An 18,041-nucleotide genomic window follows, 5' to 3' on the forward strand; every position below is an offset into this window, starting at 1 on the left:
CGGGCCGGGCCCGGCGGCCGGTCACAGGTACAGCTGGCGGCTGCATTCGGCGCAGTGGGTCTTGCCCTCGTGCAGGACGACCCGGCGGTGCTCGCAGGCGCGGGGGCGGGGGCGCTGGGTGGTGGCCGGGGGTGTGATGCCGTCGCGGAGGTGGGCTTGTACGCGGACCATGCGGGCCAGTTCCGTGACGCAGGGGCCGCAGGCGTAGACGTCGCCCGTGGCGCCCGGGGTGGCCACGGCGCCGAGCCAGAGCACCGCGACGGCCTCGCGGCGGCAGTACAGCCAGCAGGTCCCGGTCACCCACGCGTTGCCGTCGCCGGACTGCGCGGGCAGCGGCCACGCGTCGCGCCACGGGCGCTCGACGGTGGGGGTGAACATCACACCGTGCCGCCGTTCGAGCCCGCGAGCTCGGCCGGGCGCAGCACCGCGTAGTCGCCGAAGTTCCGCCGGTAGCGCCGGTGTCCGGTGTCCTGAGTGTGGACGCGCTGCCACTCCTCGACCGGTTCCGGCGCCGTCCAGTTGCCCGACCGGGCCCCGCACTCCGCCTCGTCCCCGGACACGCATCGCGCCTCGTACTCCGGTTCGGCCGTCCCGTCCTGCTCGATGGTGAACGGGACGTAGCGGAACACCCGCCGCGTCACCGGGGTTCACCCGTGCCCGAGCGGAGCGCCACGGCCAGCGCGCGGGCGGTGACCGCGTTGCACCGCCCGAGGTCGATCAGCGCCAGCTCGTACGAGACGGGGTCGACGCCCAGCGACGGCAGGGTCACCCCTGCCGCGCCCAGCGCCTCCCGCAGCTCGTCCCGCGCCCGCTCGGCCTCCGCGACCTTCTCCTCCGCCGTCCGCTTCCCGTCTTTCGTCGCCATGTCGTCTCTCCGTACGCCCTCGTGCGCCCACCGCGCCCCAAATGCGCCGTGTGCTCTCTGTGACCAATCACTCACACCATGGCTCGCGAAGCCGTACGCTCGGTAGACCTTCAGGCATTCCAACGCCGGGCGTCATAGCGGGGAGTTGAACAGATGAACGAGCAGGCGGACCAGGACCAGGAGCCCACCAGCGCCGCGGCCTACTTCGGCGCGGAGGTCAAGGCGTTACGGGAGGCCATGGCCCTGTCCCAGACGGGCTTCGCGGGCCGGCTGCACTACCAGCAGGCCCAGGTGAGCAAGGTGGAGAACGGAGCCGCACTGGCCTCCGAAGCGTTCGCCGAGGCGATGGACCGCGTGGCGGGCACGCCGGGCACGTACGTCCGCCTGCGCGCCAAGGTGAGCAAGCTGGGTCACCCTGAGTGGTTCATCCCGTACATCCAGCTGGAACGCACGGCGACGAAGGTCGAGGACTATTCCAACGCCTTCGTGATGGGCGCGCTACAGACCCCGGAGTACGCCGAGGCCGTCTACCGGGCGGGGCATCCGCGCGAGTCCGACGCACAGATCAAGCAGAGGGTCGAAATTCGGCTGCGCCGTCAGGAAATACTGGAACGCGAAAATCAGCCCCTTCTGTGGGTGATCCTGCACGAGTCTGTCCTGCGTACGGTCGTCGGCAGTCACGCCGTCATGGTGGGCCAGCTTGAGCATCTGCTCGCGATGGCGGAGAACCCCCATGTCTCCCTGCAAGTACTGCCGTTCGCAGCAGGTGCCCCCGCGTCGGGAGTCTCGTTTACCATGCTTACGCAAGCCGATGGGGCAACAGTCCTGTACTCGGAGACGACGGGGCAGGGGCGCGTGAGCGACTCCACGACGGCCGTGCAGGAGTGGGCGGCCACGTACGAGCAGCTGCGTGCTTCGGCCGAGTCGGAGGCCCGGTCACGGCACCTTATCCACTCGATCATGGAGGACCACGCGAATGAGCAACACCCTGGACCCGCGTGACGTGCGTTGGGTCAGCAGCACCTACAGCGACGCCCAGGGTGGCCAGTGCGTCCAGTGGGCGCCCGAGCACGCCCTCGCCACGGGTGAGTTCCTGGTTCGCGACAGCAAGAACCCGAGCGGCCCGCACCTGGCTCTGTCCTCCACCGGCTTCGCCGGCCTCGTGGAGCTCGCCAAGAACCACGCGTAACCCACTCCCCCAACTCGACCTGGAGGAACGCGAATGAGCAGCACACCGGCCCTGCGTTGGGTCAGCAGCACGTACAGCGACGGTCAGGGTGGCCAGTGCGTCCAGTGGGCGCCCGAACACGCCCTCGCCACAGGTGAGTTCCTGGTGCGGGACAGCAAGAACCCGCACGGCCCCCACCTGACCCTTTCCTCCAACGGGTTCACCGGTCTCGTGGAGTTCGCCAAGAGCTGCGCGTAACCCACTTTCCGCTGACGGCCCCCGCCCCACGGCGGGGGCCGTCATCGTGCCGGGACACCGGCGAGCGCCTGGCGGGCGAAGGCCACCACATGGGCGCGCAGATCGAGGCCGCCGGCCTCCTCCGCTTCGGGGCCGATGATCAGGCGGGCCAGCTGCGGCACCGCGTTCGGCCAGGCGGCGAGGCCGATCAGGCTCAGCAGACAGGCCGCGACCCTCGGCGACGCCTCGGTCCCGAAGCTCTCCGCGAGGGCGGCGATCTTCTCCTCGTAATGACCGCGACGGCCCTCCTCGTTGGGCAGGACGCCGTCGCGGTAGTGCAGGCCCTCCCAGAAGAAGAGCCGGACGAGGACCGGATTGTCGCGGTGGAAGTCGTACACCCGGCCCACGTATTCGGCGGGGTCGTCGCCGCCCTTCAGCGGGACGGCCGCGGCCAGCTCGTCCAGCGCGCGCACGACGACGGCGTCGAACAGCTTCTGCTTGTTGCCGAAGTAGCCGTAGATCCGTTCCTTGTTCACACCGGCCAGCTCCGCGATGCGGTCGACGCGGGCTCCGGCAATGCCGTGAGCTGCGAATTCCTCCCTCGCCGCAGCGAGGAGCCGTTCCTTGGTGGAGGTCGTGTCCGAGGTCATGCCACCAGCGTAGAACGGCTTCCCATCATTGCCAACCAACTGGATGGTTGACGCCCAACCAATCGGTTGGCAGAGTGGAGACCGTCACCGGGGGCGGCACCGCCACAACGCCCTCCGCACGCCTCGTACACCTACCCGTAGGGGATTCCTCATGACCACCGCCACCCGCCCCGCCACCGCTTCCGCGCTGCCCTCCGTCCACATGCGCGCCCTGCTGACCTGGATCGCGGTGTTCGCCGCCCTGACCGTGGTGCAGCTGCTCGTCGGCCCGTACGTCAAGGGCTTCCCGATGCTGCTGCGCACCCTGGTCATCACCGGGCTCGTCGTGCCGGCCGTCGTCTACACGCTGGTGCCGAACCTGCTGAAAGTCCGGACCGCCGTACTGCGCCGCCGCGCGTCGGCTTAGGGCATACCCGTACGGGGAGGGCTTACGAGGAAGGCGTACGGAGGGGGCATACGGAGAGGGCTCACGGAGAAGGCTTACGTCCTCGAATCCCGTTGCCCGGGCCGGGGTTGTCGACCATGATCGGACCCCGTGACCGCCAACGAAACACCGCCCGCCGCCCCGACCCGCCCCCTCGCGCTGATCACCGGCGTCGGCCGCACGGTCGGCATCGGAGCCGGGATCGCACGTCAACTCGCCGCCTCCGGGTGGGACATCGCCTTCACCTACTGGACGCCCTACGACCGGCGCATGGACTGGGGCGAGGAGCGCGGGGCGACCGCCGCCATCGAAGCCTCGCTCGCCGCGCACGGCGCCCGCACCGCCGCGATCGAGGCCGACCTGAGCGACCCGGACGCCGCCACCCGGATCTTCGACGAGGCGGAGAGCCGGATCGGGCCCGTCACCGCGCTCGTCCTGAGCCACGCCGAATCCGTGGACTCCGGGCTCCTCGACACCACCCTCGCGAGTTTCGACCGCCACTTCGCGGTGAACACGCGCGCCACCTGGCTGCTCATCCGGGAGTACGCGCTCCGCTTCCGGGCCCCGGCCGGAACCGGCCGGATCGTCGCCCTCACCAGCGACCACACCGTCGGCAACGTGCCCTACGGGGCCAGTAAGGGCGCCCTGGACCGCATCACCCTGGCCGCCGCGCGCGAACTGGCGCACCTAGGGGTCACCGCCAACGTCATCAACCCCGGCCCGATCGACACCGGCTGGATGACCGAGGAGCTGGCGGAGGAGCTGCGCCTGGGCACCCCGCTGCGCCGCCTCGGCACCCCGCAGGACACCGCCCACCTGGTCGACTTCCTCTGCTCCCCGCAGGGCCAGTGGGTCAACGGCCAGCTCCTCAAGAGCAACGGCGGAGCCGCGTAGGGCGTGATCCACCGGACCGGGCCGGCCTCTTGACGCGCGCCCCGGTGGTGGCGAGGATCGGCCCGTTATCGAAGCGCTTCGACACGGGCGCCCCGCCACCGCCGCGGCGGGACTCGCGCGACGTACAGGAACGGATGCCATGCCAGTCCGAGCCCAGACGGGGACCACCGTCAGCAATCCGGTGATCCCCGGATTCCACCCCGACCCCAGCGTCTGCCGCGTGGGGGACGACTACTACCTGGCGTGCTCCAGCTTCGAGTATTTCCCGGGCATCCCGCTCTTCCACAGCCGCGACCTGGTCCACTGGACGCAGATCGGCAACGTCCTCGACCGCCCCGGACAGCTGCACCTGACCCCGGAGACCCGGGCCTCCGGCGGCATCTACGCGCCGACGCTCCGGCACCACGACGGCCGGTTCTGGCTCGTCGTCACCAACGTCGAGGTGGGCAACCTGCTGTTCACCACCACCGACCCGGCCGGCCCCTGGTCCGACCCGGTCCCGCTGCCCGGAGTCCCCGGCATCGACCCGGACCTCGCCTGGGACGAGGACGGCGACTGCTGGTGCACCGTGGCCGGGGTCTCCCAGGTCCGCATCGACCCGCACACCGGCGAGACCTTCGGCGAACTGCGCCGCATCTGGTCCGGGGCGCCCGGGGCGAAGGCGCCGGAGGCCCCGCACCTCTACCGGATCGGTGACCACTGGTACCTCGTCATCGCGGAGGGCGGCACCGAGCGCGGGCACGCCGTCTCCGTCGCGCGCGGCCCCTCGCCGGCCGGGCCGTTCGAGCCCTGCCCGGACAACCCCGTGCTCACCCACCGGGGCCGCGAGCACCCCGTCCAGAACACCGGCCACGGCGACCTGGTCCAGGGGCCGGACGGCTCCTGGTGGCTGGTGCTCCTCGGCGTACGGCCGGGCGGCGGCACGCCCGGCTGGCACGTCCTCGGCCGGGAGACCTTCCTGGCGCCGGTGACGTGGGTGGACGGGTGGCCCGTCGTGGGTCCGGTGTCCACCGAACTCCCTGCCCCTGATTGGCCGCTGACGCCCGCGCCCGATGCCCTGGCCCCGGTCCGGGACGACTTCGATGCGGCCGAGCCACCCCCGTACTGGATCTCGCCCCGCCACTCGACCGCCGGGCGGGGCGGGACGACGGAGCGCCCCGGCCGGCTGACCCTGCACGGGCGGGGCGGCACGCTGGACGACCCGGACGCGGTGTTCACCGGGCGCCGCCAGCAGCATCTGGCGTGCCGGGCCCGTGCGTTGACCGACGCTTCGGACGGGCACGGCGGCCTCGCGGTCCGGCTCGACGAGGCGCATCACTACGCGGTCGAGACGGGCGGCGGCGAGATCCGCCTCATCGCCCGCATCGGCCCGCTCCGCACGGTCCTCGCGACCCGCCCCGCCCCCACCGGACCGGTGGTGCTCGGCATCGACATCACGCCCAACCGCGCCCCGCTCGACCCGTGCACCGGCCCGGACACGGTGACCCTCGGCATCGAGGAGCCGGACGGCACGTTCACCCCGCTCGGCTCCCTGGACGGGCGCTACCTCTCCACGGAGGTGACCGGCGGCTTCACGGGCCGGGTGATCGGGCTGTACGCGGCGAGCGGGACGGTGTGCTTCGACTGGTTCACGTACGAAGGTCTCTAGGCGGCGGGGGCGGCGGGCGGCGGGACACCGGTTCGGGTGCACGGCTCATCATCGAGGCCGGGAAAGCGCCACCCCGGTTCCAGTACGCTTCCCGGATGCGCTATTTCATCCAGTACCCCGCCGGGACCAGCGAACTCGTCGCGGATGCCATGTCGCACTTCGTGGACGACTTCCGCGCGGAGTACCAGGACGACAGCGCCATGATCTTCACCTCCAGTTCGCCGATGGAACGCGTCGCGGACATTCCCTTCGCGAAGAACGCCTTTGCGGTGATCACCGAAATCCGGCGCGGCGACATCAATGCGAACGTGGCGCGGCTGGCGGGTTCGCTGAAGAAATCGCAATTCCCGGCCCTCCCCGGACCGCGCGCCCGGGGATTCCGGGTGATGGTCCACATCGACGGCGAACTGGCGTCGGTCGCGGGCGCCCCGAAGCGGGAGATCGAGCGCACGGTCTCCGCCTGCACGGGCCTGCGGCTCGAACCGAGCGGCCGCGGCCAGGAGTTCTGGGTCATCGGCCGCCTGGACATGCGGGACCTCATGTTCTGCGCCCGGCTGCCCAAGCCCGCCCGACCCAAGAAGGCCCGCGGCGCCCTCTCCCACGAGCTGTCGTCCATGCTCGTCCTGGCGTCCGAGCCGCGCCCCGACGACACCTTCCTCGACCCGTTCGCCGGCAGCGGCTCCTTCGTGGCCGCCCGGCTCGCCCTGCCGGCCGAGGAGGTCATCTACTCCGACCCGGACCTGGCCGAGCACCGCGACCAACTGCCGGGCGAGGCGCTGCGCGACCACCGGGTCCGGCTGCTCGCGGAGGACGCCATGAGCCTCCCATCCCTCCCGGACGGCTCGGTCGACGTCATCGTGACCGACCCGCCGTGGGGCGAGCACGAGGAACTACCTGTCCCCTACGAGGAGTTCGCGGCGAGCACCTGCGACTCCTTCGCCCGGGTGCTGCACCCCGACCACGGCCGCTTCGTCCTGCTCTGCAACCGCCGCGGCGCGCCCGTCTTCGACCACGCCTTCGGCGCCGCCGGATTCCAGGTCCACGCGACGCACGAAATCCTGGTCAACGGCCACCCGGCGACGGTGTTCGTCGGCGCCCGTCGCGACGGGGGCGAGCCGTCACAGACAGCCGAACGGTCCCGCGCGACCGAGCCGCCGCGCGAGACCGGGCAGCCCGCCAAGCCCCTGCTCATCGGAATGGGCACCTACCGCCGCTCACTGAACCGCTTCTCGCGCTGACGACTCCCGGGCCCGGACCCCGCGCAAGGACTGATAACCATGGCAACTCAGGAAAGCACCATCCCTCCCCAGAAAAGCCGCTGGAAACTCCTCACCCCCGCCGTGATCAACTTTCTGCTCGGAATTCCCGCTGTGATCCCGCTGTATTCGGCACAGCTGCTTCTCACGACATACCGAGCGTGTGCCCTGAACACCGAGGGTTACGGATCCGACTGCGGGGATGCGAGAACAATCGAGGCAACCGGCTGGCACAGGGCAAGCGTGGTCCTCATCGGCGGACTGGGACTGCTGCTCGTCCTCGCTGTTGACGTTCTGTTCCCCGCCGGCACCGGTCGCCCTCGGCGGCGCTGGCTCGCCGCCTCGGCCGCCCTCCCCGTGCCCTACCTGCTCGCTTCAATCGCATTCGCGATCTTCAACTGAAGGTTTCCGCGTCGGCATCGCCACGGTCCGCCGGCACATACGCAAGGACGCTGTCCCCCTGGCCACTCCCGCGCCCTCCCCTTGACCTAGTGCACTAAATACACTCTCCGTGTTCTCTGTTGCCTCTCCGCCAAGGGTCACTCATGCCTGCCGCCATCGCCCTGATTGTCGTCGGACTCCTTCTTCGACAGGTCGACCGTCTCCGTCACTTGCGCAGGCCGGCGGCGCTCACAGCTGCCGAGGCAATGGCGTTACAGAGATCCCGTGCGACGGCTTGGGCACCGGCGCTTCTGCTGCTCGGGGAGTGGATACAGATAGTCGGCTGGTGGCTCCTGGCCGATGCCGAACCGGTATTGGCCGCTCTCACCGCGGTGGCGGTCGGTGTTCACTTCAGGCACCTACAGGAGATCAGCCACTTCGCGGTGCATGGCGTCCTGGCCCGCGGCCGGCGGGCCAACGTGCTACTGGCAGAGGTCTTCGTACATCTACCGATGGCGCTGGGACCGGTGGGGCAGCGCAGGACCCGGCATGTACGTGATCATCATCCGAACGCGACGGTCCGCGGAGTCGACCCGAACTTCGAGGAGTTGAGGTTCGCCGGGTTGGTGCAAGGGGCGGGAAAGGGTGCCGTGACACGTGCGGCGGTCTTCCCACTGACCGCCCGTGGCCTGTGGGGCACGCTCACCGGCATGGGACGGGCCCTCGCCGGTCCGGGGCGTGCAGCTGCGGTCCTCGTGACAGCGATGGCCGCGTACGCGGTGGGGGGTTGGCTCGGGCTGGTGGCGGGGCTGGTCGTTCCCCGGCTGTGGCTGTACCCGCAGTTCGCCTGGCTGTCGCTGCTGGGGGAGCACACCTGGTTCGATCCCGAGCGGCGCACTGGGAACAGGACCGAGATAGAGGCGGGGCGTTGTCTGCGTCTGTACCCGGAGAGCGCCGTGATGTCGGCTGTGGCAGCGGTTACCTGGCTTCCCTACGGTGACCTGCACCATTACGCACACTCCGCGCACCCGGCCGTGCGGTGGAACTACCTTCCGGCGGTGGAGCGAGGGCTCGCGCCACCCCACTGCACGCCGCCGGCTCTCCTGATCGGAGCCGACTCGCTGCTCGCCCGCCATCGCCGCGCGCTGGCCCGAACTGTGGGTACGCCCCCGGCCCTGGCTTCAGGAGGGCCGGCGGGCGGCAGCAGGAACCTGTGACACCCCCGTATCGTGCCCGGTCCGGTGGCGGTTCCGACCGCACTCAAAGACCGTCGACAGTGGCGGCGGCCTCCTGCGGGTCCCAGGATTCCAGAAGCCGGCTGAACGTGTTCTCGTAGGTGCGCAGGGCGTTGGGCGCTCCCATGCCGTGCTCCCAGGCACGGGTGAAGTGGCCGACGTAGGTATCGATGCCTTTGAAAAGGACGGTCGAACGACCCTCTGTGTAGGCCGCGTCGCCCTGCTCGTCCTCAATCAGCACGGCCGCGTGCGCGAACACCACCGTGTCGACGGTTTCTTCGTGCCTGAGATGTTCGCGTACGGCCAAGCCGCAGATGACGCCGAGTTGCCGGTGCTGGTTGATCAGGGCGAGGAGATCGCGGGCGAAGTCCCGGTCGACAAGGTGCTCGCGCCGTACGACGAACAAGCGATTGATGCGACCGTCGGCCGCGAGGAAACGGCGGTTGGCGTCGAGGTACTCGCGGCGCTGGGTGAGCAGGGAAGGGTTGGTCGTGCGGTCGACGGCAAGGATCCGCTGGGGCTGTATGCCCGTCTCCACGAGGGCGTCGATGAGCATGACCGACGTCCGTGGCACCTCGGCCCCGTGGATGCTGAGATAGCCGTCCGCGATCCGCCGGTAGGCGGAGGCCAATGACGTCTCCAGCGCCGAGCGGATCGCGTCGTAGTACGAGGGCTCGTCCATGGCCTCGATGCTGTTCGTCCGGCGTAGCCGGATGTGCGTCTTGGCCGACCACAGGCGCCCCGCGAGGAGTATCAGGATCAGAACCGTTTGCAGGATGACGATCAGCTTCAGATTGACGTGATCGACAGCCCAGGCGACGGCGGGAGCGGCCAGGGAGGCGATGCCGATCAAGGCGCCCATGGCGTTGCTGTTGAGCACGTCGATGATCCGGGTCAGCATGCCAGGCCGTTGGGCCATGGTTCCCCCTCAGTACGTTGTCGCGCCCCTGCCTCGTCCCACCCCCGGTTGGGCGATAAGCCCTCAGGTGACGAGCGGGTTCGGCGCGATGGTGTAGGTGATGTCCCACAGGTCGCCCGGCACGACCCAGTCGGCGGACTCCACTGCCCGGCCGTCGTCGGCGTAGTGGGTGCGTTCGATGAGCGTGGCCTGGGCACCGGTGGCCAGGCCGAGCATGTGTGCCTGGCCGCGGTCCAGCCGGGTGGGGCGCGGGACTTCGACGATGCGGGTGATCGTGATGCCCAGATGCCCCATGCGCGCGACGACGCCGTGTCCGGCGAGAGGGCCGCCCTCGGGCAGGACCACGATGCTGCCGCCGGTCACGGTCATCGGCTCGTAGGAGGTGGCCAGGAGCACGGGCTGGGAGTCCGTGAGGAATTCGTACATGGTGACCACGCACAGGTCGCTGTGTCCGATGCCGAGACGGACCGCGGCCTCCGGACCCGCCGGTACTTTTGCGATGCTGCGTGCCTCCCAGGTTCCGGTGAATCCGGCGGGGGCAGGCGATCTTGAACCCGAAGTCGTACGGCTCAGCACTCCACGCCTGCGAGGCATGCGGACGTAGGTTCCGGACCCCGCTCGGCCTTCCAGCAGTCCCTCTGCGATAAGGGTTTCCTGAGCACGACGCACGACGTTGTCGCCGACTCCGAATTCCGCGCTGAGCGCCGCACGCGAGGGGAGCCGGTCACCGACGTTCCACACACCACTCACGACACGGTCGCGCAGTAGTCGCGCGATGTGCAGGTAGGGGGCCGGACGCGCCGATCCGGATGCACCCATGCTGCTCCTCAGATGCAAGGTCAAATTCACGGGGTTGACAATTTAGCCCATCGGCTAAAATCTGGTTAACCAAAAACCCGGACGGTGATCGGAGGGACGATGCCAGATGCAGTCGACCAACCTTCCGATGTTCTGCGCGCCTACGAGGCCCTGAAGGATCTGGCCCGGAGTACGCCCCGCATGCAGAGCGAAGCGGACGGGACGATTCGCCTGGAAGTGAACGTCGCGTCGGTTCCCGCCGACCTCTGGGACGACCTCCTGGCCGTTCTCGACCTGGGCAGCACCTACGGGCTGGCCAGCACTCCAGACGGTCAGACGGCCTGGACCCATTTCGACGCACCCGCGACGGCATGACGCCTCGCATCCCCTTCACCAAGGGAAACGGCGCCGGCAACGATTTCCTCGTCCTCCACGACCCCGGCAATCAGCTCGCCCTCACGCCGGCGGTGATATCGCAGCTGTGCGACCGGAGGACCGGCATCGGAGCCGATGGCATCCTGCGTGCCGTCCTGTGCGGCCGTTCACCTGAGGCTCGTCGGTATGCCGGGCAGGCGACGTGGTTCATGGACTACCGCAACGCCGATGGAAGCCTCGGCGGGATGTGCGGCAACGGTATCCGCGTCCTCACCCGCCACCTCACCCATCATCACCACAGCCCGCCAGGCCGTCTCACTCTCGCCACCCGCGCCGGTCTGCGTTCCGTCAGCATCACGGAATCCGGCCCTTCGGGGGAGGTCACCGTCCACATGGGCCGGCCTCATCTGCCCCTGCCCAGCGACGCTTTGGCCGTCACCGCCGGACAGGGTTCCTGGCCCGCACTGTATGTAGACGTCGGAAATCCGCACGCCGTCGTCTTTGTGGACGACCTTGACCACCCTGGCTCCCTCACATCTCCGCCGACCGTAGTTCCGCTTCCACCACAAGGCATCACCGTCGAGTTCGTTCGCATCCTGGCCCCCGGCCATCTGGCGCTTCGGGTCCACGAGCGCGGAGTTGGCGAAACTCCTGCCTGTGGCACCGGAGCCTGTGCCGCGGCCATCGCCGCCCACCGGGCCGGCATCCGGCCGTCCGACGACACGTATCGCGTCGACGCGCCCGGCGGCACGCTCCGCGTCCGTATTCAGCCCGACGGCACCTGCACACTGACCGGTCCCACCGCCCTGACCGTCAGCGGACTCCTCACTCTGGCGACCCCGGACTCCGAACACGCAGTGGCGCAGGCGGGCTCCGAGGACTGAGGCTCACCACAGAGTGGCGGCCAGGGCCGGTTACACCTCTCGCCAGTGGCTGACGGCCGTCGACAGGACCGCCTTGACGATCTCGGCTGCCTGGGTGCCGTATGTGGCCTGTGCCTGTAGAAGTGTGAATACCTTGCCGTACTGCTTCAGGTCGTACCGGGTGGTCAGATCGACGGTCGAAGAGACGAGCTCCAACTTCACCCGGGAATCGTCAAAGATCCAGAAGTCCTCCGCCGGCCAGACCGTGCTGCGGTCATACACATCACGTCGCGCCGGAATAATACCGAACTGCACCTTTCGTGTTTGCATCACCTCAAGCAGATGGAGCAACTGGTTGATGGAAGCCTGCGGGTCTCCGAACCCACGACGCAGGACAGATTCCTCAACAATTAGATCGAAACTCTTACTTCTATCGGACAGATACTTCTGCACATGTTCCCGCCGCGTTGCAGCGAGGTCGACGTCATCCAGCAAACCCCGTCTCTCTCGCAGGGAGTCCAGAATGATACGTGAATACTCGCGAGTCTGTAGCGGCCCAGGAATTACCCAGCTCGAATAGGCCCGAAACTGACGAGTCGATTCCCAAAGGGGCGCGATGGACTGCTGGGCGGAATTCAGTCCCAGCCGCTCCACGTCCGACCACTCACGGAAACGCTCCTGGGCCTCACGCAAGAACCCGCAGATCTCGTCGAACCGATCCTCCGCGCCGCATCCTCCCAGGTACTTGGCCACATCATCCGGCGTCGTACTGGTGCGCATCCCGGACTCGATCCGGCTGCACTTCGATGCGCTCCAGCCAACCCTCCGCGCAAGCTCGGCCGACTGCAACCCCGCCCCCAGGCGGACTTCCCGCAGTCGGCGCCCAAGCTCCCGCAGCGCTTCCTTCTTGAACTCAGACACCTCAGGCATGCAGGCAGTGTGTCCAACACGAGCCGCCCATGGCCAGTGCCCTTGCCGGACACACCTGTTGCCCCAGCCTCACCCTGCGCAAGCGGCCGGCGAACCGCTACACCTCAGCGGTTCCCTCGGATTGCTTCACTTCGCCCTCGCGGTGACAGACGCAGCGGATCTCCCCCGCCGAACCATCAGGAAAGAGCGGCAGAAGCCGCGCGGGAAACTCCACCACGGTCTCGTGCTCAGGGACAGCAATCGGCAACAGCCGCTCGAAATCAGTCACCTTCCACGACTGCAGAAGATACGTCTTCGTCCTGTCGTCGTAGTAGAGCGTGGGGCTCTGATTGACCTGACTCTCCGGGTCTCGGCACAACTCATGCAGGGCCACAGGGTCCTCCCTAATAGTGGCGACTTCATTCCGGAGCTAAGCGTTCCCCGCGCGAACGTCCAGCGAGTGCTTCCGTCAAAAATTTCAGGACCACCACCGAAGTGCATTCAAACTTTCAGCGACTTCCCGAATAAGCGCCCGGAATGCATAGATTTGCGAGTCAAATCAGCCTTTCAGGTGATTTCATCTTGGATGCGAATATAATCCCACGGAAGTCCGACTCCCTCACCGCCCACGCTTGAACGCCCACCGCACTGGCCCAGCACGATCATTCGTTCGATTTACGTGCAGGCGTGTCACGGACTGGAACGACACCTGACCGCGCACACTCCTGCCGATCGGAGTCTCAACGCGGTCCATGAGACGAGCCGAGCGCGAGAACGACGACACCCGCGCCTGCATCCCGCCGGCACATGACCGGGAGCACCAGGCCGCAGAACCCCGTTTCCCCAGGTCAGCGACATCCGACCGTGATCGTCATGACGCTGGGTCCACCCTGGTGCCGTCCAGTCCGCTCACGCAAACCGGGTCACCCTCAGAAGAAGGTCAGATCGTGCTGAGGTCGACCTCGACCGCAAAGGGCGCCGAGACCTTGGTTGCCCCGGTGAACACGCCTCCGTCCCAATAGACCCTGGTAGCAGGGTCGAGGACGTATGTGTTACACGAGGGGGACGCCGGGCGCCGCCTGCTCAACCCTCCAGTAGAAGGCGATACCGGACTTGGCGTACTGGTCCGTCTTCACGATCCGGTCGGTGGTCTCCGATCCCGGCACACCGCTCCTCGGGCCAGGAGTCGTACTGCTCCGCCGTGAAGGGACGGCGGCCGATCTCTTCCAATTCCGATCGCTGAGCGGCACAGTGGCGCTACGATCGATCTCCCTGGGGGGTCAGGTTTCCGGACACATCCATGCCGTGGTGTCGGGCCCCCGTCGTGCAAGAGGAGCCGGGTCGCCAAGATGCCGTACACCGCCGAAATCAGCCGCACCAATCCTGGCTGCTTCATCTTCCTCGTGGACCAGTCCGCATCCATGAGTGACCCCATCGGCAGCGGCGAAATGGCCCAGCGGCGCGCCCAGGTCGTATCGGATGCCATCAACCGGCTGCTGACCGAGTTGTCGGTCAAGTGCGCAAAGGAAGAGGGTGTCCGCGACTACTTCCACGTCGCGGTGATCGGCTACGGCCACACTCAGATCGGCTCCGCCTTCACCGGCGCGCTCGCCGGGCGTGACCTCGTACCGCTGAGCGAGATCGCGAACAACCCTGCCCGACTGGAGAGCCGTACGAAGAAGGTGCCGGACGGTGCCGGCGGCCTTGTGGAGACGACCGTGCAGTTCCCCGTGTGGATGGACCCGGTCACCAACGGCGGCACCCCAATGACTCGCGCCCTTGGCTACGCCGACTCCCTTGTCGCCCGGTGGGTCGACGAGCACCCGGGCGGCTTCCCTCCCATCGTCCTCAACTTGACCGATGGCGAGTCCACTGACGGCGATCCCACCAGCGCGGCCATCGGGCTCGCCTCGCACGCCACCGCCGACGGGTCGGTGCTCCTCTTCAACCTGCACGTGTCAGGGGCGAGCGGTACGCCCGTCACGTTCCCGGACAGCGAAGGCGACCTCCCCGACACCTACTCCCGGCTGCTCTTCCACATGTCGAGTGTGCTGCCCAGTCACATGCTTTCTTACGCCGCTTCGCAGGGCCACCGGGTCAGCGAAGCCACACGCGGCTTCGTCTACAACGCCGACATCACCTCCATCATCGAGTTCCTCGACATCGGTACGCGTGCCACGGAACTTCGCTGAACAGCATGGGCGCTTCCTCAATGTCCCTCGATGTCCAGCGCTTCCTCGTTCCCAAGACGGGCAGCTCCCCGGATGAGTGCGAGGACGCCATCGATATCTCACTGTCACCCGACGCGAGTTCACTCTTCGCCGCCGTGTCCGACGGGGCATCAGAGAGTCTGCTCGCCGGAGCATGGGCCAGGCAGCTGGTACACGGCGCCGTCGTGTCGATGGCGACTGCCGACGAAGAACCAGGGGGCCAGGAGGACGGCCTGTCCGAGGCATTCGTCGAGGACCTCCTGGCCCGCACCGTCGACCAGTGGGACGGCTACATCTCGGACTATCAGGCGGAGCGGGCTGCACGCGGCCGGCCAATCACCTGGTACGAACAGCCGGGCTTGGACAAAGGGGCCTTCGCCACGCTGATAGCCGTCCACATGCGGGCACCGGCCGTCCCAGAAGCCTCCGGAGCTGTGCGCTGCTGGACCTGGAGAGCTTTCGCCCTCGGCGACAGTTGTCTCTTCCATCTCCGCGATGACCGGCTGGTCGCCTCTTTCCCCATCACGGACAGCCACGGCTTCGGGATCACCCCTCAGCTGCTCGGCAGCCGTAACCGGGACGCCGGACTGATCACTGACCGGGTGTCGACCGCAACCGGCGAGCTACACACGGGTGACGAGCTGCTGCTGGCAACCGATGCGCTGGCCGCATGGCTGCTGTCGCACCCTGAAATCGATTCGGGCGGAGCAGGAAAACAGCTCGGAAATCTTGCCGACCTGGACCACGAGCTTTTCACCGAGTGGGTCCGAAGCGAGCGCGACAAGTCCCGGATGCGCAACGACGACGTAGCCCTCATTCGCATGCGGGTGAAGACGGAGGGGTAATGGCGGTCTCCCGCGCTGGCAAACCTGTCACCGGACGTAGATTCCCGACCGGCGCGAACTACGTGGAAGCCCTCCAGAACCCCACGCTCTGTTTCGAGGACCCGGACCTCAAGAGCGGGTCTGTCCAGCAGAGCCCCGTGCTGGGGCCGAAGGCGATCTCCGGGAACTTCGCAAGCGTCTTCTCCATCACCGCACCCGACGGGCAGCGGTATGCGCTGAAGTGCTTCACTCGCGACAGCAGCACTCTGGAAGCGCGCTACCAGGCCATCAGCAAGCAGCTCTCCGGCCTCAAGCACACCAAGCTGTCCCAACCGTGGCCCGTCAGCCTCGAGTATCTGCCGCGTGGCGTCCTTGTCGCCGGTCAGTGGTACCCAACCCTGAAGATGGCTTGGGTAGAAGGCACCAACCTGATCACATGGATCGGCCGGAACATCCGGAACACGGGGGCCGTCCTCGGCATCGCCGAGCGGTTCGCGGCACTGACCGCCGACCTGGAGAAGCTCGGTATCGCTCACGGCGACCTCCAGCACGGCAATCTTCTGGTCGCAGCCGACGGCACACTCCGCCTCGTCGACTACGACGGAATGTACGTGCCCGCGTTCAAGGGTCAAGGAGCAACGGAGAGCGGTCATCGCAACTACCAGTCCCCGAACCGCACAAGCTCGGACTTCGGCCCCACGATGGACCGTTTTTCGTCCTGGATCATCTACCTCGCCCTGGTCGCGATCGCCACTGACCCCAGCATCTGGGACCAGCTGCACGACGACGAAGGAGAGTTCCTGATTCTGAAAGAGGACGATTTTCAGGAACCACAGTCCTCCATGGCCTGGAGTCTGCTGCTGACCCATCCAGACCCAGCCCTTCAGGCGCTGGCAGCGCAGACGCACAGGCTGCTCGCTGCGAACGCCCACGCGGTCCCCTCGCTCTCCGCGACCGTGGCAGCGGTCCCTGCTTCCGTCCCAGCCCAACGTCCGGCCCCTGCCGCAGCTCCGGCAGGTGGAACCCCCATCTGGCTCGCGGGCCACATGCCACCGCATCGGAACGCCCCTACGGGAAACCACGGGAGTTCGGGCTCAACCACCGCTACAGGCTTTGCTCGCCGACGCCCCGCAGACGTTTTCTCCGGGATCTTCGCCCTGGCCGGGTCCGCCGTGCCAGCCGCACTGACCGCGCTGAGCGTGCTGCCGAGCGGCTACATGGCCGTCGCACAGCTGGGAACTCTGCTCGCATCCGGCGGCGCCCTCCAGGTCGCTCGGAGCTCCCACCCCGAGGCCCGGGCATCCAAGTCCCGGCTGCGGGCGCTCCAGCAGCGGGTGGAATCCTTGGCGGCCCCTGTGGCGGAGGGGCAGAAGATGCGCCAGGAGATCGAAGCCCTGGACCTGGCCGGCGCGAACCGGGATGTACAGATCAACCAGCAGATCAAGGACCTCCAAGCCGAGCTACGTGACGGTCAGTCCCGGATCGCCATCGTCCTCAACCAGAAAACCAACAACCTGAGGGCCACGCTGAGCGGACTGGCATCCAAGGAGCAGAAGCAACTGGACACGGCGTTGACATCAGCGATCACGGCGCACATCCAGGACAAGCTTCGTCGGGCTTCCATCCAGGAGGTCAAAAAGCTCTCGAACATCAGCAGCGGGACGGTCACGGCTCTGACCACCGCCGGCATTCATACGGCCGCCGACTTTACGAGGGTCCGGTATGTACAGACCGGCCGGTACAGCAACCGTGACGCGTACCTCATCCGGCCTAACGGCCAGCAGGTCAAGGTTCCGGGTGTCGGCGAGGTGCGGGCGCGCGCGCTGGAAAGCTGGCGGGCATCACTGGAGCAACGGGCCCGGCAGTCGGCTCCCACCAGCGTGAGTGCCAAGGACCGAACCACGATCCGCCAGCAGTTCGCTGCCGAGAAGAAGCGCCACGAAGCGGAGATCGCTCAGGCCGAGGGAGCTGCTCGTCGGGAGCGCGAGCAGCTCCAGCAACGCATCACCACCCGCCAGCAGCAAATCAACAAAGAGAAGCAACAGCACCAGACGGCCACGCAACGTCAGCGCGCAGTGCTGCTCCAGCGCCAGACCCGACTCGCCGACGCCGCCAGAACCCACGACCTGGTGGTCTCCCAGCTCGCCACCGCGAGCACGGAACACCGCCGCGCCTTCGGCCTGCGCAGCTACCTTCGCTTCGTCGCGAGGGGCCACTGACCGGCTGGTCGCCTTGCGCTGGACCTGGCGTCCAACGACTGGCAGTCCTTCGCTCACGCATGCTCAAGCACGGACCACCCACCCCCGGCCGCTGCGTGCTCCGAAACGTCATGGGAAAGCAAAAAGGCCAAGTCAGCTGGTATCTGACCTGGCCTTTCTCTGAGCC

22 protein-coding genes and 1 pseudogene are annotated in these 18,041 nt (G+C 67.7%); 14 read left to right on the forward strand and 9 right to left on the reverse strand.

Annotation, left to right across the window (positions count from 1 at the left end; all coding sequences use genetic code 11):
• Nucleotides 1-21: 21 nt before the first annotated feature.
• The 3 genes from OG338_RS12905 to OG338_RS12915 are packed head-to-tail and all read right to left on the reverse strand — an operon-like array spanning nt 22 to nt 865.
• Nucleotides 22-378 (reverse strand): hypothetical protein, encoded by a 357-nt coding sequence (locus tag OG338_RS12905; RefSeq protein WP_405937476.1) that lies wholly within the window; start codon nt 376-378, stop codon nt 22-24.
• On the reverse strand, nt 378-641 hold the full coding sequence (locus tag OG338_RS12910; RefSeq protein WP_405937477.1) for a hypothetical protein: 264 nt from the start codon (nt 639-641) through the stop codon (nt 378-380). The genes OG338_RS12905 and OG338_RS12910 overlap by 1 nt, the downstream gene beginning before the upstream one ends.
• Nucleotides 638-865, reverse strand: coding sequence for a hypothetical protein (locus OG338_RS12915; RefSeq protein WP_405937478.1), 228 nt, complete (start codon nt 863-865; stop codon nt 638-640). Before OG338_RS12915 ends, OG338_RS12910 begins: the two co-directional genes overlap by 4 nt.
• 153 nt (nt 866-1,018) lie before the next feature.
• Here OG338_RS12915 and OG338_RS12920 point away from each other — a divergent pair, with 153 nt between their 5' ends.
• Genes OG338_RS12920 through OG338_RS12930 form a run of 3 tightly spaced genes read left to right on the forward strand, consistent with a single transcriptional unit; the run spans nt 1,019 to nt 2,291 of the window.
• Nucleotides 1,019-1,867, forward strand: coding sequence for a helix-turn-helix domain-containing protein (locus OG338_RS12920; protein ID WP_405937479.1), 849 nt, complete (start codon nt 1,019-1,021; stop codon nt 1,865-1,867).
• Nucleotides 1,842-2,054 carry a DUF397 domain-containing protein gene (locus OG338_RS12925; protein WP_405937480.1) on the forward strand — a complete coding sequence of 71 codons (213 nt, stop codon included), beginning with the start codon at nt 1,842-1,844 and terminating at the stop codon, nt 2,052-2,054. Before OG338_RS12920 ends, OG338_RS12925 begins: the two co-directional genes overlap by 26 nt.
• 33 nt (nt 2,055-2,087) lie before the next feature.
• Nucleotides 2,088-2,291, forward strand: a complete 204-nt coding sequence (locus OG338_RS12930) for a DUF397 domain-containing protein (RefSeq protein ID WP_405937481.1) — start codon at nt 2,088-2,090, stop codon at nt 2,289-2,291.
• Between the two features lie 41 nt (nt 2,292-2,332).
• Here the strand turns inward: OG338_RS12930 and OG338_RS12935 are convergent, their stop codons facing one another.
• Nucleotides 2,333-2,920 (reverse strand): TetR family transcriptional regulator, encoded by a 588-nt coding sequence (locus OG338_RS12935; RefSeq protein WP_405937482.1) that lies wholly within the window; start codon nt 2,918-2,920, stop codon nt 2,333-2,335.
• Nucleotides 2,921-3,071: 151 nt separating this feature from the next.
• Between OG338_RS12935 and OG338_RS12940 the strand changes: the two genes are divergently transcribed.
• The 6 genes from OG338_RS12940 (at nt 3,072) to OG338_RS12965 (ending at nt 8,740) form a co-directional block, all read left to right on the forward strand.
• Nucleotides 3,072-3,326: a hypothetical protein gene (locus OG338_RS12940; protein WP_405937483.1), complete on the forward strand. Its 255-nt coding sequence runs from the start codon at nt 3,072-3,074 to the stop codon at nt 3,324-3,326.
• A 129-nt stretch (nt 3,327-3,455) separates the two neighbouring features.
• Complete coding sequence (locus tag OG338_RS12945) at nt 3,456-4,238, forward strand: SDR family oxidoreductase (RefSeq protein WP_405937484.1); 783 nt, start codon at nt 3,456-3,458, stop codon at nt 4,236-4,238.
• A gap of 139 nt (nt 4,239-4,377) precedes the next feature.
• Entirely contained in the window at nt 4,378-5,886 is a 1,509-nt protein-coding gene (locus OG338_RS12950; protein WP_405937485.1) for a glycoside hydrolase family 43 protein, read from the forward strand.
• 95 nt (nt 5,887-5,981) lie between these two features.
• Nucleotides 5,982-7,124 (forward strand): TRM11 family SAM-dependent methyltransferase, encoded by a 1,143-nt coding sequence (locus OG338_RS12955; protein WP_405937486.1) that lies wholly within the window; start codon nt 5,982-5,984, stop codon nt 7,122-7,124.
• A 39-nt stretch (nt 7,125-7,163) separates the two neighbouring features.
• The gene (locus OG338_RS12960) at nt 7,164-7,544 is read left to right on the forward strand and encodes a hypothetical protein (RefSeq protein WP_405937487.1); all 381 of its coding nucleotides are present in this window, start codon (nt 7,164-7,166) and stop codon (nt 7,542-7,544) included.
• Nucleotides 7,545-7,687: 143 nt separating this feature from the next.
• Nucleotides 7,688-8,740 (forward strand): fatty acid desaturase, encoded by a 1,053-nt coding sequence (locus tag OG338_RS12965; RefSeq protein ID WP_405937488.1) that lies wholly within the window; start codon nt 7,688-7,690, stop codon nt 8,738-8,740.
• Nucleotides 8,741-8,783: 43 nt separating this feature from the next.
• Here OG338_RS12965 and OG338_RS12970 read toward each other — a convergent pair whose 3' ends face one another.
• Complete coding sequence (locus OG338_RS12970) at nt 8,784-9,659, reverse strand: hypothetical protein (protein WP_405937489.1); 876 nt, start codon at nt 9,657-9,659, stop codon at nt 8,784-8,786.
• Between the two features lie 81 nt (nt 9,660-9,740).
• Nucleotides 9,741-10,496 (reverse strand): GntR family transcriptional regulator, encoded by a 756-nt coding sequence (locus OG338_RS12975; protein ID WP_405937490.1) that lies wholly within the window; start codon nt 10,494-10,496, stop codon nt 9,741-9,743.
• A 99-nt stretch (nt 10,497-10,595) separates the two neighbouring features.
• Here OG338_RS12975 and OG338_RS12980 point away from each other — a divergent pair, with 99 nt between their 5' ends.
• Entirely contained in the window at nt 10,596-10,850 is a 255-nt protein-coding gene (locus tag OG338_RS12980) for a hypothetical protein (RefSeq protein ID WP_405937491.1), read from the forward strand.
• Nucleotides 10,847-11,734 (forward strand): diaminopimelate epimerase, encoded by an 888-nt coding sequence (gene dapF / locus OG338_RS12985; RefSeq protein WP_405937492.1) that lies wholly within the window; start codon nt 10,847-10,849, stop codon nt 11,732-11,734. The genes OG338_RS12980 and dapF overlap by 4 nt, the downstream gene beginning before the upstream one ends.
• 30 nt (nt 11,735-11,764) lie before the next feature.
• Here dapF and OG338_RS12990 read toward each other — a convergent pair whose 3' ends face one another.
• From OG338_RS12990 to OG338_RS13000, 3 genes and pseudogenes are all read right to left on the reverse strand, one after another.
• The gene (locus OG338_RS12990) at nt 11,765-12,643 is read right to left on the reverse strand and encodes a Scr1 family TA system antitoxin-like transcriptional regulator (protein WP_405937493.1); all 879 of its coding nucleotides are present in this window, start codon (nt 12,641-12,643) and stop codon (nt 11,765-11,767) included.
• Nucleotides 12,644-12,740: 97 nt separating this feature from the next.
• A complete protein-coding gene (locus tag OG338_RS12995) occupies nt 12,741-13,016 on the reverse strand; it encodes a hypothetical protein (protein WP_405937494.1) in 276 nt (91 codons plus the stop codon).
• A gap of 546 nt (nt 13,017-13,562) precedes the next feature.
• Nucleotides 13,563-13,785 (reverse strand): annotated as a pseudogene (locus OG338_RS13000) (Uma2 family endonuclease); the annotation flags it as partial.
• Nucleotides 13,786-13,971: 186 nt separating this feature from the next.
• Between OG338_RS13000 and OG338_RS13005 the strand changes: the two are divergent.
• Genes OG338_RS13005 through OG338_RS13015 form a run of 3 tightly spaced genes read left to right on the forward strand, consistent with a single transcriptional unit; the run spans nt 13,972 to nt 17,875 of the window.
• The gene (locus OG338_RS13005; protein WP_405937495.1) at nt 13,972-14,814 is read left to right on the forward strand and encodes a vWA domain-containing protein; all 843 of its coding nucleotides are present in this window, start codon (nt 13,972-13,974) and stop codon (nt 14,812-14,814) included.
• Nucleotides 14,815-14,834: 20 nt separating this feature from the next.
• Nucleotides 14,835-15,677, forward strand: a complete 843-nt coding sequence (locus OG338_RS13010; protein WP_405937496.1) for a hypothetical protein — start codon at nt 14,835-14,837, stop codon at nt 15,675-15,677.
• Nucleotides 15,677-17,875: a hypothetical protein gene (locus tag OG338_RS13015; RefSeq protein WP_405937497.1), complete on the forward strand. Its 2,199-nt coding sequence runs from the start codon at nt 15,677-15,679 to the stop codon at nt 17,873-17,875. The genes OG338_RS13010 and OG338_RS13015 overlap by 1 nt, the downstream gene beginning before the upstream one ends.
• The last annotated feature ends 166 nt before the right edge of the window (nt 17,876-18,041 follow it).

Source organism: Streptomyces sp. NBC_00726 (assembly GCF_045161735.1).
Lineage (GTDB): Bacteria > Actinomycetota > Actinomycetes > Streptomycetales > Streptomycetaceae > Streptomyces.